Below are 15,832 nucleotides of genomic sequence, written 5' to 3'. Positions count from 1 at the left end.
AACACGGAACAGCAATGCGCCGTCATGAAAACCGGCCGGCGATACAGGGACGTGCGGTGTCTTGCCCGGCTCATCCTCGGCGGCGCTGTCCTCGCGTGGTCCTCGCCGCGTCCTCGCGGCCTTTTTGGCGCCGCCGCAATCGGCGGCACGTGCGCCTTCGGAAGACGAGGGAGAATTGCGGGTTGACAGCCCGTCACGCACCGCCGATGCTGACGGAGATCGCGACCGGGCCGGCATCGGGGCCGCCGACACCGCGCACTGCCGTACCCACCACGAGGAGAAGACATGGCCAGGCCGGACACGTGCGTCAACATCGCCGAGAAGCTGGCAAAGGTGACCGAGCACTGGTCACCGAAAACCGTACTGGAGGCGAACGGCCTCGAATTCAAGGCGGTCAAGGTCAAGGGTGATTTCGTATGGCACAACCATCCCGAGGGCGACGAACTGTTCATCGTCGTCAAAGGAGAGCTGACCATCGAGCTCAAGGACCGCCCGAGCGTGGTGCTGAGCGCCGGGGACATGTTCGTCGTGCCGCAGGGCCTGTATCACAAGCCGTACGCCGCGCAGGAATGCGAAATACTCGTCATGGACCCGCCCGGGGTCGTGAACACCGGTGCGGCGTCCAGTTCCCTGACCGCCGATGAAGAATGGATATGACCGGTCGTTCCCTTGCGGGCTGTTCCCCGAATCCGGCGGCTCAGTGGGATCAGTAGGCTTCGATGCCGAGTTTGACCGCGAGGGCGATGCCTGCCAGGGCGATACCCGTGCGGAGCAGGCCGGTGGGGAGGGCGCGGGCGAGCGGGGGGCCCAGCCACGAGCCCAGCAGGAGGCCGAGGGCCAGTGGCAGTGCGGCGAGCCAGGACACCGTGCCGAACAGGATGAAGCCGGCCGCCGCCACCAGGTCCGCCACTCCGACCAGGACGTTCTTGAGGGCGTTGCTGCGAAGCAGGCTGTCGGAGGTGGCGGCCAGGAGCAGGGCGAGCATGACCACGCCCGAGGCCGCGGCGAAGTAGCCGCTGTACAGCGCCACCGCGAACATGCCCGTGACCGTCAGCCGGGTCGTGCGCGCCGTCGGCTTCGTCCCACCGGTGTCGGCGGCGGTCTGCGCCGGCCTGCGGACGAGGATCAGTACCGAGGCTCCGCCGACCAGGAACGGTACGACCCGTTGGAAGACTCCCGGTGGGGTGGCCAGCAGGAGTGCCGCTCCGGCCGCACTGCCGAGTACGCACACCAGGCCCAGTTTGAGTACGGCGGACGACTGGCCGGTCAGTTCCCGGCGTGAACTGGGGACGACGGTGATGTTGCCGACGGCGAGCGAGACCGTGTTGGTCACATTGGCGGCCGTCGGCGACAGGCCGGTCGCGAGCAGCGCGGGATAGGAGAACAGGGACGCGAGTCCCGCGACCGTTCCCGTCAGGCCCGCGGCCACTCCGGCCACGGTCAGTAACGTGAATTGTGGGATGGACAAGTTCGGGGCTCCGCGGGTCGGGAAACGGGCCGCCCGCCCGTGAGGGCGAAGCGGTACAGCGTGGCCATGTCGCCGCCGGGTGAGGTGCGGGACGGGCCGGCCAGCGTCGACGTGTCCGGAACCGCATGGTAGGTGCGGGCGAGTTCTTGTACGAGGACGACATGCGTACGGCTGTCCGGGCCGATGGGGATCTCGAAGGATTCCGCGCCGTCGTGACGGACGCTCTCGGCCATCGCCGCCATCAGGGCGAGCGCGGCTCCGGCGTGGTCGCGGGGGAAGACGAGGTGCCAGGCGACGTAGCTCTGCGGGGCCGCGGGTCTGCGGTAGCCGCCGATGAAGCCGATGGCGGTGCCTGCCAGGTCGGCCACCATGGAGGTGCGGGCGAAGGCGCCGCAGCACATCCGGCAGGCGCCGCGGGTGACGGATACGCCTGACCGGCGGGCGAGGGCGTGCACCCGCCCGGTATCGGCCACCGTGGGGTGACGGTGGGTCAGGGCTCCGGGGCCGGGCGGCGTTTCCGAGGGCGGTGGCGTCACCGGGTGGACCGGTCGCGCGTTCATCGGGGACCTTTCGGGTGCGTCGCGGGCATGGTGGTCCGTGGCTCCGGAGGTGCGGGGTGCGCCGGGGCGGGGTTCAGGAGCCGTCCCAGGCCGGTGCGCCCGGCGGAGAAGCCGAGGCGGCGTGCCAGGTCCCAGAGCACCGCTTGGTTGCTGGTCACCACGGGCCGGCCGACGAGGGCCTCGATCTGGTCGATGACGGGCGTCACGCGCAGCGAGGTGCAGCAGATCAGCAGGCCGTCGGCCTGCGGGGCGCAGGCGTGGCGGGCCGCCTCCACGAGGGTGCGGGGCGGCACGCGGGCGATGTGCGCGTCCTGGGCGATCTCCAGTCCGACCACGTTGCTCACCTGGAATCCGGCTGCGCCGAAGTGGCCGGCCATCGCCTCGTTCAGCTCGCGCACATTGGGGGTGAGCACCGACGGGCGTCTGATGCCGAGGTGCCGCATGGCCGCCGCCGCCGCGCTGACCGGGGTCAGGCACTGCGCCGCCGGGTGTGCCGCGCGCAGCAGCCGTACCACTTCCGGGTGTCCGATCGCGGCGGCTCCCGCGGTGCAGCCGTATACGAGGGCGTCCAGGCGTCCGTCGGGCAGCAGGGCCCGCGCCGCGTCGGTGATCCGGTCCTCGGTGGCGCGCAGTGACGCGGCGGTGATGGGGTCGGTGTTCGCCAGCCGCGTGGTGCACAGCCCCACGCCCGGTGGGAGCAGGCTTCTGAGGGTGTCCTCGATGGTGGCGTCGGTGGCCAGGGCCAGCAGCCCCACGGTGCCGTCCGGCGAGGCGTCCTCGTACGGGATGCTCGCCCGGCCGGGGTAGGCGTCTATCGCGACCCCGGTCATTTCGGTTCGGTGTCCTCGCGGATGGTGATCCGGTGGATGACCCGTCGGTACTGGTGGGTGTTGAACGTCGACGCGGCGTGCACGACGCGTCGGTTGTCCCAGAGGACGACCTCGCCCTGCTGCCATCGGTGGCGGTAGACGAATTGCGGCCGGGTGGCGAATTCGGTGACGTCGCGGATGAGGCGCCGGCCCTCTTCGTCGTTCATTCCGACGACGCCGATGCTCATGCGGGCGCCGAAGTACAGGGCTTTGCGGCCGGTGCGCGGGTGGGTACGCACCAGCGGCCATCGCTGCGGCGGATGCTTTTCCAGTTCGAGTTCCGCCCTGCTGATGCTCTCGGGCTTTCCGAGTTCGCGCAGGTAGTCGTTGACTCCCCGGACGGAGTGCAGGAGCCGGAGTTTTTCGTAGCGGCGCCGCGTTTCGGGGGCGAGTGCCTCGTACGAGGAGTAGGTGCACGCGAAGAGGGTGTCGCCGCCCACCGGGGGGACCTCGACGCCGTACATCATGCTGATCCAGGTGGGCACGGCGTACTGTGAATGGTCGGCGTGCCATTCGAGTTCGCTGATTTTCGGCTCGTCCGCGCTCTGTGTGAAGTCCGGTGCGAAGAGCACGGCTTTTTCGGCCGGGTTCCCGATCACGAAGATTTCCGGGTGTTCGGGTTGGCGGTCCTCGAAGCGGGGCGGGATGTCGAGTTCCCCCAGGGCCCGGCAGAACCGGATCTCCTCGGCCGGGGTGAGGTCCTGGTCCGCGACGACGAGGACGCCGTACCGCTCCAGCGCGTCCTGGAGTGCTTCGATGACGGCGGGGCCGGGGGGCTGCCGCAGATCGAGTCCTTCGACCCGGGCGCCGAGGGGCGCGTCATCGATCGGGGTGAACGTGAGGGAGGTCGCGGCGCGGGGTTCGGGCCGCTTCTCCCGCAGCATCTTTCCGGCCAGGTCCCAGATTTCCGGGCGCGCTTCGCGGAAGGTCAGTGCGTCGTCGTCCGGTTGCTCGTGCAGTACGGCTTCGCCGGTCACGATCCGGTGCAGACACTCCACGACGACCCGGGCACACAGCTGATTGACCGCGTGCACCAGCTGCGGCACCGTCGCGTCCGGCAGGGGCGGCAGCGGGCTGGACACGAGCAGCGGACCGCGGTCGACACCGGTGTTGATCAGGTGGGCGGTGGCCCCCTGGGGAAGGTCGTGGATGACCGCCCAGATGTAGGGGGTGTTGCCCCGGACGTCCGGCAGCATCCCGGGGTGGGTGTTGACGATGCCGTACGGGAGGGCGTCGATCACTGCCGGTTTCAGGAGGCGGGTGTCGCCCAGTACCGCGAGGTGAAGATCCCTCTCCAGCAGGGTGCGCCGGGTCGCGTCGTCGTTGTGGCCGCCCACCGTCACGTAGTCGATGCCGTGCTCGGCGCACAGGCTCCGGGTGGTGGCGGGCGGTTCGAATCCGGGAACGAGCCGTAACACGTCGAGTTGCCGTCCGCGTCCCCTTTCCGCCAGTGCGGAGGTCTCCTCGATGACGACGTCGGGCACGAAGCCGGCGGTCAGCAATTCCTTGAGCATCGCATCGCCCCGGGGGTGCGAGGCGAGGTTGAGGTAGGCGAAACGCAGGTCCGCCGGTGCCGAACAGCCGGGGATCACGAAGGGCCGGGAGAGAGCGTGCGGATCGTTACGGGTCAGTTGCCTCACTGGTGGAACTCCTGTCCGTACGTGTGGTGCGGGTGCCCGCCGTGCCGCGGCAGGCCGAGCCGGTCGGCCACCCGGCGCGTGTGGGTCTCGGTGTCCCCGAACGCCAGGGCGGCGCTCATGGAGTGCTGGAGGTACAGGTGCAGGTCGTGCTCGGCGGTGAACCCGATCGCTCCGTGCACCTGGTGACCGAGCGCGCACACCCTCTGGTACGCCTCGCTCACCCATGCCTTGGCACAGGACACGGGCAGCGCCACGTCCGACGGCTCCGGGTGGCTGCCACCGGGGCCGCCGTCCCGGGCGTCGGCCAGTCGCCAGATCGCTTCGTACGCGATGAGCCGCGCGCTCAGCACATCGACCGCCATATCGGCGCAGTGGTGCTGCACCGCCTGGAAACTGCCGATCGGCCGGCCGAACTGACGGCGCTCCGTGGCGTACGCCAGCGTCAGATCGAGCACCCGCTGCGCGCCGCCGACCATCTCCGCGCACGTGGCGGCGGCACCGCGCCTCTCCAGCGCGTCGATCACCTCGTGTCCCCGGTCGATCCGGCCGAGTACCGCGTCGGCGGGCACGGCTACGTCCTCCAGGCGCAGCCGGTACAGGGGTACGGGGCCGACGGCCCGCAGCGCGGTGATGTCGACGGCGTCGGTGTGTGCCGTGTCGAGCAGGAAGACGCTGGGCCCGGTGTCCGCGTGAGCCGCCACGATGACGGCCTCGGCGGCCTCGGCGAACGGTACGAAGGTCGCGGTACCGGTCAGGGTGAAGCCGTCGGCGCTGCGGACCGCCGCGATCCTCGATGTCGTCGCCGCCGTGACGGGCCGCCCGGCGACGATGGCCGGCAGCCAGACGGCGCGCTGCTCGTCGGTTCCGAACAGCTCGATCGCCGTCCCGGCGCACGCCGTGGTGACCAGGAACGGGCTGGGTACCAGGGCGGCCCCCAGCTCCTCGGCCAGCAGGCAGCTCTCCAGGAACCCCGATCCCAGGCCACCGTGCCGTTCGGGCACGGCCAGCCCGGTCCATCCGAGGTCGGCCATCTGCTGCCACAGCCGATGGCAGTACCCGTCGCCGGGTCCGTCGCGCACCGCCCGTACCCCGGCGGTCGCGGCCTGGTCGCGCAGCAGTTTCCGGGCCGTGGCGCGGATCATCTCTTGTTCGTCGGTCAGCGTCAGGTCCATGGCGTTCCTATGCGGACCGGAGCGGAGCGATCTTGTCCGAACGTACCCACACCCCGGGTCGCTGCTCCCAGAACAGCTGCACGAGGACCCCTCCCGCGTGCTTGGGGTGGATGAAGGTGTGCTTCCAGGCGGCGCCGTCGGTGACGCCCTCCTCCTCGCCGAACGTCGGCACGCCGTGCGCCGAGCAGGCGGCGAGGGCGTTCTCCCAGTCCGCGACCTCGAAGGTCACGTGGTGGGCGGCCGGGCCGCTGCGTTGCAGGAACCGGTCGACGAAGGAGTCGTCGCCGCGTCCCGTGATGACTTCCCAGCAGATGCTGGAGCCCGGGACGTTGAGCACCAGGTCGGCCATGTCGGGGGCGGCGCCCTCCGGGGTACGCCACACCTCGACGAACCCGGCCAGGTCGGTGTACCAGGCGGCCAGGGCGTCGCGGTCCGGGAAGGCCTGGCAGAGGTGGTCGATGCCCCGGATGCCCAGCGTCGGAGCGTCGGCGGCGCTCCGGGGGGCGGCCGGTGCCGCGGCGTCGTCCGGTACGGCGGCGGCGCCCGGCCCGTACAGCCGCCAGAGGACTCCCGGCCCGTGTGCGGGAGGTGACAGCGAGACCTCCGCCCAGCTGCCCGGCACCGAGTCGGCGATCTCCAGTCCGCGGTGCCGCACCTCGGCGAGGGCGGCCTCCAGGTCGGGCACCTCGGCGCCGACGTGGTGCAGTCCGGGCCGGCCGCCGCGGTCGTCCAGCCAGCGTCCCAGTGCCGTGTTCGGGTCCGGGGGACTGAGCAGCAGCCAGTACTGGCCCGGCGCCCCCGGAACGCCCAGGCGTACGCAGCGCGCCTTTGTCGCCGGGTCGTCGAAGGTGTGCGTGCGCTCGAAGCCGAACAGGCCTTCCAGTAAGGCGGCTTGTCCCTCCAGGTCCGGGGTGGCGACGGCGATGTGGTCGATGCGGTAGATCCGCAGCACGGGAGGTCTCCTCGAAGTCAGCTGGGGTGCGGCTCGATCCAGTCGTATCCGCCGTGGACCAGTTCCTTGACCAGGCGCAGGTTGTACCGGTTCATCGCGGCGATCCGCTCGGCCAGTCCGGCGACCCGGTCATCGAACTCTCCGGCGGGGAACACGGAGTTGACCAGGCCCGTCTGGAGCGCGCGGGCCGCGTCCAGCCGTACTCCGGTGAAGAGCATCTCCTTGGCCCGCGCCTTGCCGACGCGTTCCGGAAGCCGCTTCGTGCCGCCCCAGCCGGGTGCGTTGCCGCCGTATTCGGGCTGGTCGGGATCGCCGTCCTCGGTCATTTTCGGCCGGTGCGGCGGCCGGGCGGACAGGGTGATCTCCACCAGGCCCATCCGGGCGTTCTCGTGCGCCACGATGAAGTCGGCGCCCAGTGCCAGTTCCAGGCCGCCGCCGACGGCATAGCCGTGCACGGCGGCGAAGACCGGAACGGACAGGCGCTCCATCATCGCGAAGGTCTTCTCGCCCAGCCGGCCCTGTTCGACGCGGTCCGCGCGGGTCAGGGACGCGGACCATTCGAGATCCATACCGGCGCAGAAGGCCCGCTCCCCGGCGCCTCGCAGTACCGCGACGCAGATGTCGGGGTCGTCGTCGATCTCGTCGAAGACCCGGCGCAGCGCGTACAGCATGCCGGGGGTCAGCGCGTTGAGCTTGTCCGGGCGGTTCAGCGTGATCCAGCACACCCGTTCCTTGGTCGTGACGTCGAGCCCTTCGTACACGTGCGTGTCCTCCTGTCGGATCAGGCCGAGGGCAGGCCGAGGCCCCGGGTGGCGATGACGTTGCGCTGGATTTCCGAAGTGCCGCCCATGAAGGTGGCGGCGACCGCGTCCAGCGACAGGTGGGTGAACGCCCCTGCCATCGGCGCGTCGTCGCCGCGCCACAGCAGGCTGTTGGCGCCGAAGGCCCGACGGCCGGTCCGGGCCAGCCGCTGGTGCAGCTCCGCGTTGAACAACTGGCTGACCGATGCCTCGTAGCCGGGCACCGCCCCGGTGGGTTCCCGGGAGGCCGTGTAGCGCGCGAGATGGTGCGACACCTGCACTTCGATGTAGCGGCGGGCGACCTCGCCGCGCAGCCCGTGGTCCCACTCCTCGTGAAGCTGTTCCGGGCCGTGCTCCGTGGCGAGGTGGGCGATCAGACCGGTCAGCGTCCGGTCGAATGTGATGCCGGCCCCGAGTCCTGCCCGCTCGAAACTGAGGGTGTCCATCGCGACGTACCAGCCGCGGCCCTCCTCACCCACCCGATTGCCCACGGGTACGCGGACGTCCTCGAAGAAGATCTCGCAGAACGGCGCCGCGCCCCGGATATCGGTGAGGGGACGTACCGTGACGCCGGGTGAGCGCGCGTCCACCAGCAGGAAGGTGATGCCGTGGTGCCGCGGCGCCCCGGCATCGGCGCCGGTGCGTACGAGGACGAACAGCCAGTCGGCGTGCTGGCCGAGCGAGGTCCACACCTTCTGCCCGTTCACCACATAGTGCTCCCCTTCGCGCACGGCGCGCGTGCGCAGGCCGGCCAGGTCCGAACCCGCTTCGGGTTCGGAGAATCCCTGGGCCCAGACGCGCTCGCCGCGCGCGGTGGGCGGCAGGTGTTCGGCTCTTTGTACGGCGGTGCCGTGGACCAGCAGGGTCGGGCCGAGCAGAAAGACGCCGAGGCCGTTGACGCCCGGCTTTCCCGCCCGCAGTACTTCTTCGTGCAGGACGAAGGCCTTGGCCGCCGACAGGCCCGCGCCCCCGTACCGGCGTGGCCACTGGGGAGCTATCCAGCCTCGCCGGGCCAGCGCGGCGGCCCAGTCGCGGGCGCCCGCCGCACGCGTGGGATCGGCGCCCCGCACGTCCGCCGGCCAGTTGTAGCCGCCCACGTCCTCCGGCTCCAGGCCGTTTTCGGCGTCCGGTTCGGGCAGGTAGGAAGCGGGGAACGCGTCCCGCACGAACCGCCGTACACTCCGCCGGAAAGCGGCCTGCTCCGCCGTGTCCCCCCAGTTCACGCCGGTCCTCCCCGGGTGGCGGGCCGGCCCGTGACGAAGTCCCCTCGTTCGCGGTCCCAGGTGGTCGCGGTCAGGCCGCGGTCGCCGAGCGCGCGCAACCGGTGCTTGGCGATCTTGTCGGTCGCCGTCCGGGGCAGTGCGTCCACGAATTCCAGGTACCGCGGGACCATGAAGGCGGGAAGTGCCTCCCGGCAATACGTGGTCAGTTCGTCGTGGTCGACGGTGGCGTCGGGTACGAGGACCACCGCCAGTTTCACGTCGTCCTCCCCCAGTTCCGACGGAACCCCGATGGCCGCGCTTTCGCGTACGGCGGCGTGCTGGTTCACCGCCAGTTCGATGTCGAAGGCCGAGACGTTCTCGCCCCGGCGGCGGATGGCGTCGGCCATCCGGTCCACGAAATAGAAGTAGCCGTCCTTGTCCTGGCGCATCCGGTCGCCGGTGTGGAACCACAGGTTGCGAAAGGCGTGCGCGGTGGCCTCGAAATTCCCGTAATACCCGCCGGTGATGATGTGGGGCTGTCGCGGACGCAGTACCAGCTCGCCCGTGCGGCCGGCGGGCAGCGGCCGGTCCCGGTCGTCGACCACCGCGGCTTCGAAGCGTTCCGCGTTCACCTGCCCGCACGAGCCGGGCCGCCAGTTGCCGAACGCGCCGGCCAAGGGGACGCCGGCTTCCGTGCTGGTGTAGCTCTCCACCGACCGCACCCCGAACCGCTCGCGGAGTTGCCCGTCCCAGAGGGATTTCCCGGTGTAGAAGAGTTTGAGGGAGTGTTCCTTGTCGCGGGCGGACGGCGGCTGTTTGAGCAGGATGGGCAGGATCGAGAAGACCGAAATGGCGATCCGGGCGTCGAAACGGCGTACGTCGTCCCAGAACTTCGAGGCGCTGAAACGCTCCGCCACCGCCACGGTGCCGCCGCACAGGAGCGCGGACAGAACGCCGTCCCACATTCCGGCGGCGTGGAAGAGAGGCAGCGGGCAGTACACCTTCTCGCCGTGTACGTTCACGAATTTCAGCACGTCCTGGGCACACGCCAGGGCCAGCGCGTGCGGCACGAGCGCGCCCTTGGCCGGGCCGGTGGAGCCCGAGGTGTACATGATCGCCAGCAGGTCGGCGGGGTGCGCCCGGTGCTCCGGCGGCGCCGCCCCGTGGGTCATGAGGTCCGGCCACTCGACCGTCTCCCCGCCCGGCGGTTCCGGTTCGGTCCCGCCGCCCGCCGCGGGCCGGCCGTCAGGGGCGCACACGATGGTGAGCCGCATGCCCGGCAGGTCCGCGGTGACCGGAGGCAGCCGGTCGCGGTACCGGCTGTCGACGATCAGCGCGGTGCAGTCGGAGCCGGCCAGTACGTTGCGCAGCGCCGCACCGTGGAAAGCGGTGTTGACCGGAACGGCGACGGCGCCGATCCGGGCCAGCGCGAAGGTGACCCATACGATTTCCGGACCGTTCGGCAGCATGACGGCGACGTGCCCGCCGGCCGTCACCCCGGCCGCCAGCAGTCCCTGGGCCACTTGGTTCGACTTCTCGTCCACCTCGCCGAAAGTGAACGTGGCGTCCTGGAATTCGAGGAACGTCTTGTCCTGGTGCGACTCGGCGCGCCGGGCGAGGGCATCGCCGAGAGTCATGTTTTCCAGGGGGTCGTCGCGCATCTCACCTCCCGGCGCACGACGGTTACGCAATTGCCGTCGTGCACGGCTGACGTGTGACCATGTCTTTGCGCTGAATCCTGGTGGTGTTGTCGCGTGTTGGCGCCGCGTCGAATGCAGAACCGTGAGCGCTTTCTGCGCCGGACTTCCCCACGCATGCATGCGAGGCGTCCTGAACGGTGGGCGACACAGTCCGGCCCGGGCACCCGCGGCGCCTGTCGGCCACGGTCGGCAGCTATGTCGGTAAGACGCGAATCAGGTTGTCAAACAGCCCCTCCTGGGGCGTTGTTGATGACGGTACCAACGTCGTCGCACGTGCGGCAAGGAAGGTTACGGCTGGTTCGGACCAGCATTTTGCGGTAAAGGAACACTGGTCAAACGCCCGCGGGTGCACCACCGAACACCGACCATAAAGAATGGGCAAAGTCTGCGACGGTGGCAGGTGACCGACGATCTGTGCAGGTGGGCGCGTTCCGTCCCCCGCCCCGCATTCCGACGGGACCGCGAGAACGATATTGGCTTGAACGGGGCGGGTAACCGGATCGGCCTGTCGTATACGGTGGCGCCCCCGTTTTATCCGCGCCCGGTTTCCGTCGAGCGGTGCCCCGGCGCGAGGGTCCCGCGGCGACGCGCCTCTGCCCCCGAGGCCGCCCGGCTTGCCCTCCCGTCCCTTCTCCGGGGACAGCGCGGGCCCTAGACAGGGAGCATGGCGTCCGCCGCACCGCGGACGGGGAGGCCGTACGTACGCACAGAGCGGGACGACGCATGTACAGACGACCGGAATCGAGCGCCGGCCGGGGCCAGGACAGCCCTGGACTGCCGCCGGCCCACCGCGCGCGGGCGGTCGGGCAGCGCGGCGCGCAAATGGGTCATGGGCACCCCCGGCACACGGGGGGGGACAAGTCCCATCCGGACTTCGGCGCGAAGCAGCAGGACCGCGTCTACGGCAACTTCAGCGATCTCGCACGGGCGTTGGCCGGCTGGGTGGAGGCCAAGGAGAGCCGTCACCGGGAGAAGGAACTCGCCCACGAGGTGAAGGACAACAGCGACGTCGAACTGCATCTGGAGACCCTGCTGCTGCGCATCCGGCGGTGGATCGACACGCGGCAGGCGGACGCGCCGGACGGGGAGAGCCGGAAGTGGGACGACGTACGGCAGGAACTGGAGACCGGTCGCACGCCCGGGACGGGGCACGACGGCCTGCACGATTTCGGCCACTACCAGAAGTACTTCGACCGGGTGCTCCAGGAGCGGCGGGACCTGCCCGCGCCGGTCCGCCGCAGGCTCCGCACCGGGATCAACGGCGGCATGGCGAAAGTCCTGGCCGACCCCACCCGGTTCACCTTCCGCGACAAGATCATCGTTCTGCACGACCTCATGGAGTACTTCGGCCCGCGCAAGCACTGGAACGCTCCCACCGCGGGCAACGGCACGATGCCCGACGAGGAGCTGGCGGCCCTGACCACCACCGAGATCGACGCGGACGGGCAGCGGACCGCCACGACCACGGACCGCGGACAGCTCAGGTTCACGGGACCGAGGGGCCCCGCCGCCTTGAGTACCCCGGCATGGCCGGCCGGCTCGCCGCTCTGCACGCGGCGGTCGTCGTCCTGCGCGAACAGGTCGGAGCCCCTCTCGCGGGGCCGGAGGCCACCGCTGCCGAGCCCGGTCCCGCCCCGCGGGAGGGGGACGACCCGCTGATCGAAGCCACAGTGGAGGAGGTCTGGGTGAAGCCGAAGAAGAAGGGCAGGAAGCGGCGTCCCCAGGGGCAGGAGATTACGTAGGGACTTGGCTACGTAGTTCTCGCCGACGCGGTTTTCCCCTGCGCGGCGGCATGGTCGGTACCGCAGTCAAGCACCGGCTCCGGACGGATACGGCAGCGCGGTCGGCTCATCGAGGACCCCGCCGGGGATGTTCAGTGATCAGAACAGGGGAATCACTTGCTCAGCTCACCACCGGCCGCCACGGCTTCCCTGGCTTCCGTACCCACCGTGTGCCGGGTGCGGGTAGCGGTCACCGCGCCCGATCCGATCAGCCGCGAGGGAGTCCTCAGCCAGCTGCGCCGCCACCCGGAGGTCGAACTCTGTGAGAAGTCCGGTCCCGCCACCGTGGCCGTGCTCGTCGAGGACGTACTCGACGAGACCGCGCTCGCCCGGCTGCGGCGGATCGTGCGCAGCGAGGGATCACGGGTGGTGCTCGTCGTCGGGACCATCCGGGAGAACGAACTGCTGGACGTCATCGAATGCGGCGCGGGGGCCATCGTCTGGCGCCGCGAGGCCACCGCGCACCGGCTGGTGCAGGCGGTGCTGACCGCGGCCGGGGGCGGCGGCGACCTGCCGTCGGACCTGCTGGGCCGGCTCATCAGCCAGGTGGGACGTCTGCAGCGGGGCGGCGCCGACCACCCGGGCTCCTTCCTGGGCCTCACCTCGCGCGAGGTGGATGTGGTGCGGCTGGTGGCCGAGGGCCTCGACACCTCGGAGATCGCCACCAAGCTGTCGTACTCCGAACGCACCGTCAAGAACGTCATGCACGGGCTCACCACACGCCTGCATCTGCGCAACCGCTCGCACGCCGTGGCGTACGCGCTCCGCGAGGGCTACATCTGACCGGACGGGCGGCGCGGGCGGCCCGTCGGGGCAGAAGCGCTGCCCCGCCGCCGTCCCCGCCGTGCCTGCGCCCCGGGCGGCGCGGGGACCACGATCGGCGGCAGGGCCGTGCGGAGCCGACGCCGGGAGCCGGCAGCGGCGGCCGGCGAAGGGGAGCGGGTACGTGATTCATGAGGTGGACGAGGTCCTCAAGGGCCTCATCGGCGGCGGCGCACTGGCCGGTGCCGGTATCGACGTGTCCTTCGAGGTGCCCACCCGTGACTGGGCGGCCCGGCGCAACGCGCCGGTGGTCAACGCCTACCTGTACGACGTGCGGGAGGACGTGTCCCGGCGGCAGCGCGGGCGTACGGCGCTGCGCGACGACCGGGACATCGTCGTACGCCGCCGTCGCCCGCCGCGCTGGTTCCGGCTCTCCTACCTGGTGACGGCCTGGACGAAGACGCCGCAGGACGAACACCGGCTGCTGTCCGCGGTGCTGGCCACGCTGCTGCCGCACGAACTGCTCGACGCCCGGGACCTTCCCGGATCGCTCGGCCGCCTCGGCCTGGCGGTGCCGGTGACGGTGGGCGGCAGCCAGCCGGAGGCCCGCTCCCTCGCCGACATCTGGTCCGCGCTGGGCGGCGAGCTCAAACCCTCCCTCGACGTCGCGTTGACCGTGCCGTTCCCGGCGTTCCCCGATTACGACGCGGGCCCCCCGGTCACGGAGGGCGCGGCGGTCCGGGTACGCGGTGTGGACGGCGGCCCGCCCCGGTCGGAGGAACGCGCCCACCGGCCCCGTCAGGTTGCGGCGGCCCGTGCCGCACACGAGCAGGCGGCGGCCCGCCGCACGGAGCAGACATGAACACCTCGCCCCTGGACGCCCCGCTTCCCGCGGCCGCCGGGCCCGAGTGCGCCGGACCCGGCGACGCCGATCCGGCGGGCCCGGCGCACTCGCTCCTCGAACGGCTGGCCGGGCTGCGGCACGCGGTGACCGCACTGGTCGAACAGCGCTCCGCCGGCGACCCCACCGCGAACGACCCGTTGCGCGGCCTCTACGTGTCCGGGGACGCCGTGAGCCATCTGCTGCGCACCTGGCCGCGTACGGTGCCGAAGGTGGACGTACGGGCGGGCTCGCCGACGGGGAGGACCGCGGGCACCGACGACCGGCTGGCCCGGACGGCCGCCCGGCTGCGGCTGACCGAGCTGGACGCCGCCGTGCTCCTCATCGCCCTCGCCCCCGACCTCGACCGCACCTTCGAGCCGCTCTACGGCTATCTCAACGACGACGTGAGCCGCCGCCGCGCCACCGTGGGCCTCGCCCTCGACCTGTGCGGGACACCCGCGCACCTGGCGGAGGCCCGCGCCCGGTTCCACCTCTCGGCGCCGCTGCGCGCCCTCGGTCTGCTGGCCGTCGAGGAGGCCGACCGCCCGCTCCTCACCCGCTCGCTGTCCGTGCCCGACCGGCTCACCGCCCACCTGCTGGGCGACGACACCCCGGATGCCGCGCTCCTCGGCTCGCTGCGTGCGATGCCGGACCCGCTGCCCGGCACGGAGCACGACGAGGACTTCGTCCGACGGCTGGCCGCCCGTCTCGGCGGCGCACCGTTCACCGCCTTCCTGCGGGAACACACCGAGGGCGACGCCGTGGCCGTCCTCGCCGCCGCGCTGCGCGAGGCGGGCGTCGACGCGCTGCGCTTCACCGGGCCCCCGGACCGCGTCCCAGAGCTGCTGCGGGAGGCGCGCCTGACCGGCCGGGCGGTCGTGGTGTGCGGTCTGCCCGGACAACCGGGCCCGCTGGTGGCCGAGTTGACCGCGGCCACCGAGGTGACTGTGCTGCTGGCCGACTCCCGTCCGTACGATCCGCAGTGGTCCGCGCACGATCCGCTGGTGCTCCAGGCACCGCGGCGGCCGGCCGGGGGTACGGCTTCCTGGCGCTCCGCGCTGGGGCCGGCGGCCGACGGCTTCGACCTGGCCGGCACCGTGGCCCCGTACCACCTCGGAGGTGAACGCGTCGTCCGTGCCGCCCGTGCCGCGGCGGCGCTCGCCGCCTTCGACGGGACGGCGCTCACCGCCGCCCACGTACGGCTCGCCGCCCGGCAGCAGTCGGCCTCCGGCCTCGAACGGCACGCACGCCGGATCCGCCCCTCGGTGGACTGGAGTGACCTGGTCCTGCCCGGCGGCCCCCTCGCCCAGCTGCGTGAACTCGCCCTGCGCGCCCGCCACCGCGACCGGGTGCTCGGCGACTGGCGGCTCAGCGCCGGCGGCGGCCGCGGCCGCGGCGTCCTCGGTCTCTTCGCGGGGGAGTCCGGCACCGGCAAGACGCTGTCCGCCGAGGTGATCGCCGCCGATCTGGGTGTCGACCTGTACGTGGTCCAGCTGTCCTCCATCGTGGACAAATACGTCGGTGAGACGGAGAAGAACCTCGAACGGATCTTCACGGAGGCCGACCGTACGGACGCCGTGCTCCTCTTCGACGAGGCCGACGCCGTCTTCGGCAAGCGCTCGGAGGTCAAGGACTCCCACGACAGGTACGCCAACATGGAGAGCGCCTACCTGCTGCAACGCCTGGAGTCCTTCGACGGCATCGCCCTGCTGACCACCAACCTGCGGGCGAACATCGACGACGCGTTCACCCGCCGGCTCGACCTGGTGGTCGACTTCCCCTTCCCGGACGCCGGACAGCGCCTCGCGCTGTGGCAGCACGGCCTGTCGCACGTGCCGTGCGCCGAGGGCGTCGAGACCGGCTCCCTCGCCCGGGACTTCGAGCTGGCCGGCGGCTCGATCCGCAGCGCGGTGGTCACCGCCGCCTACCTCGCGGCCGGCCGGAACGAGCCGGTCGCGGCGGGCGACCTGTGGGAGGGCGCCCGCCGCGAGTACCGCAAGGCGGGCCGGCTGGTCCCGGGCGAGACGAGCTGGTGACGCGGAG

14 protein-coding genes are annotated in these 15,832 nt (G+C 71.4%); 5 read left to right on the top strand and 9 right to left on the bottom strand.

Annotation, left to right across the window (positions count from 1 at the left end; all coding sequences use genetic code 11):
- Positions 1-285: 285 nt before the first annotated feature.
- Positions 286-657, top strand: a complete 372-nt coding sequence (locus ACFV57_RS39025) for a cupin domain-containing protein (protein ID WP_385242814.1) — start codon at positions 286-288, stop codon at positions 655-657.
- A 49-nt stretch (positions 658-706) separates the two neighbouring features.
- Here ACFV57_RS39025 and ACFV57_RS39020 read toward each other — a convergent pair whose 3' ends face one another.
- Genes ACFV57_RS39020 through ACFV57_RS38980 form a run of 9 tightly spaced genes read right to left on the bottom strand, consistent with a single transcriptional unit; the run spans position 707 to position 10,324 of the window.
- Complete coding sequence (locus ACFV57_RS39020) at positions 707-1,468, bottom strand: sulfite exporter TauE/SafE family protein (protein ID WP_385242811.1); 762 nt, start codon at positions 1,466-1,468, stop codon at positions 707-709.
- The gene (locus ACFV57_RS39015; protein ID WP_385242808.1) at positions 1,441-2,028 is read right to left on the bottom strand and encodes a hypothetical protein; all 588 of its coding nucleotides are present in this window, start codon (positions 2,026-2,028) and stop codon (positions 1,441-1,443) included. The genes ACFV57_RS39020 and ACFV57_RS39015 overlap by 28 nt, the downstream gene beginning before the upstream one ends.
- Complete coding sequence (locus tag ACFV57_RS39010) at positions 2,025-2,858, bottom strand: hypothetical protein (protein ID WP_385242806.1); 834 nt, start codon at positions 2,856-2,858, stop codon at positions 2,025-2,027. The genes ACFV57_RS39015 and ACFV57_RS39010 overlap by 4 nt, the downstream gene beginning before the upstream one ends.
- Positions 2,855-4,537: a TauD/TfdA family dioxygenase gene (locus ACFV57_RS39005; RefSeq protein ID WP_385242803.1), complete on the bottom strand. Its 1,683-nt coding sequence runs from the start codon at positions 4,535-4,537 to the stop codon at positions 2,855-2,857. Before ACFV57_RS39005 ends, ACFV57_RS39010 begins: the two co-directional genes overlap by 4 nt.
- Entirely contained in the window at positions 4,534-5,709 is a 1,176-nt protein-coding gene (locus ACFV57_RS39000) for an acyl-CoA dehydrogenase family protein (protein WP_385242800.1), read from the bottom strand. The genes ACFV57_RS39005 and ACFV57_RS39000 overlap by 4 nt, the downstream gene beginning before the upstream one ends.
- A gap of 7 nt (positions 5,710-5,716) precedes the next feature.
- Positions 5,717-6,661 carry a VOC family protein gene (locus ACFV57_RS38995; protein ID WP_385242797.1) on the bottom strand — a complete coding sequence of 315 codons (945 nt, stop codon included), beginning with the start codon at positions 6,659-6,661 and terminating at the stop codon, positions 5,717-5,719.
- A 17-nt stretch (positions 6,662-6,678) separates the two neighbouring features.
- A complete protein-coding gene (locus ACFV57_RS38990; RefSeq protein ID WP_385242794.1) occupies positions 6,679-7,422 on the bottom strand; it encodes an enoyl-CoA hydratase/isomerase family protein in 744 nt (247 codons plus the stop codon).
- Positions 7,423-7,442: 20 nt separating this feature from the next.
- Positions 7,443-8,684, bottom strand: coding sequence for an acyl-CoA dehydrogenase family protein (locus ACFV57_RS38985; protein WP_385242791.1), 1,242 nt, complete (start codon positions 8,682-8,684; stop codon positions 7,443-7,445).
- Positions 8,681-10,324, bottom strand: coding sequence for an AMP-binding protein (locus ACFV57_RS38980; protein ID WP_385242788.1), 1,644 nt, complete (start codon positions 10,322-10,324; stop codon positions 8,681-8,683). Before ACFV57_RS38980 ends, ACFV57_RS38985 begins: the two co-directional genes overlap by 4 nt.
- A gap of 861 nt (positions 10,325-11,185) precedes the next feature.
- On the opposite strand from ACFV57_RS38980, the gene ACFV57_RS38975 reads away from it, so the two are divergent.
- From ACFV57_RS38975 to ACFV57_RS38960, 4 genes are all read left to right on the top strand, one after another.
- Complete coding sequence (locus ACFV57_RS38975; protein WP_385242785.1) at positions 11,186-12,022, top strand: hypothetical protein; 837 nt, start codon at positions 11,186-11,188, stop codon at positions 12,020-12,022.
- 239 nt (positions 12,023-12,261) lie between these two features.
- Positions 12,262-12,927: a response regulator transcription factor gene (locus tag ACFV57_RS38970; RefSeq protein ID WP_385242782.1), complete on the top strand. Its 666-nt coding sequence runs from the start codon at positions 12,262-12,264 to the stop codon at positions 12,925-12,927.
- Between the two features lie 163 nt (positions 12,928-13,090).
- A complete protein-coding gene (locus ACFV57_RS38965; RefSeq protein WP_385242779.1) occupies positions 13,091-13,768 on the top strand; it encodes a DUF4255 domain-containing protein in 678 nt (225 codons plus the stop codon).
- On the top strand, positions 13,765-15,825 hold the full coding sequence (locus ACFV57_RS38960) for an ATP-binding protein (protein WP_385242776.1): 2,061 nt from the start codon (positions 13,765-13,767) through the stop codon (positions 15,823-15,825). Before ACFV57_RS38965 ends, ACFV57_RS38960 begins: the two co-directional genes overlap by 4 nt.
- Positions 15,826-15,832: the final 7 nt, after the last annotated feature.

Source organism: Streptomyces sp. NPDC059788 (genome assembly GCF_042732265.1).
Taxonomy (GTDB): Bacteria; Actinomycetota; Actinomycetes; order Streptomycetales; family Streptomycetaceae; genus Streptomyces.
Note: the sequence above shows the minus strand (reverse complement) of the source record. Positions and strands in the feature narration are given on the sequence as shown.

Excerpts from the sequence above, each read along its gene's own strand:
- ACFV57_RS39010 (WP_385242806.1), bottom strand. The coding sequence starts at position 2,858 with ATGACCGGGGTCGCGATAGACGCCTACCCCGGCCGGGCGAGCATCCCG.
- ACFV57_RS38960 (WP_385242776.1), top strand. The coding sequence starts at position 13,765 with ATGAACACCTCGCCCCTGGACGCCCCGCTTCCCGCGGCCGCCGGGCCC.
- ACFV57_RS39025 (WP_385242814.1), top strand. The coding sequence starts at position 286 with ATGGCCAGGCCGGACACGTGCGTCAACATCGCCGAGAAGCTGGCAAAG.
- ACFV57_RS38975 (WP_385242785.1), top strand. The coding sequence starts at position 11,186 with ATGGGTCATGGGCACCCCCGGCACACGGGGGGGGACAAGTCCCATCCG.
- ACFV57_RS39015 (WP_385242808.1), bottom strand. The coding sequence starts at position 2,028 with ATGAACGCGCGACCGGTCCACCCGGTGACGCCACCGCCCTCGGAAACG.
- ACFV57_RS38980 (WP_385242788.1), bottom strand. The coding sequence starts at position 10,324 with ATGCGCGACGACCCCCTGGAAAACATGACTCTCGGCGATGCCCTCGCC.
- ACFV57_RS39000 (WP_385242800.1), bottom strand. The coding sequence starts at position 5,709 with ATGGACCTGACGCTGACCGACGAACAAGAGATGATCCGCGCCACGGCC.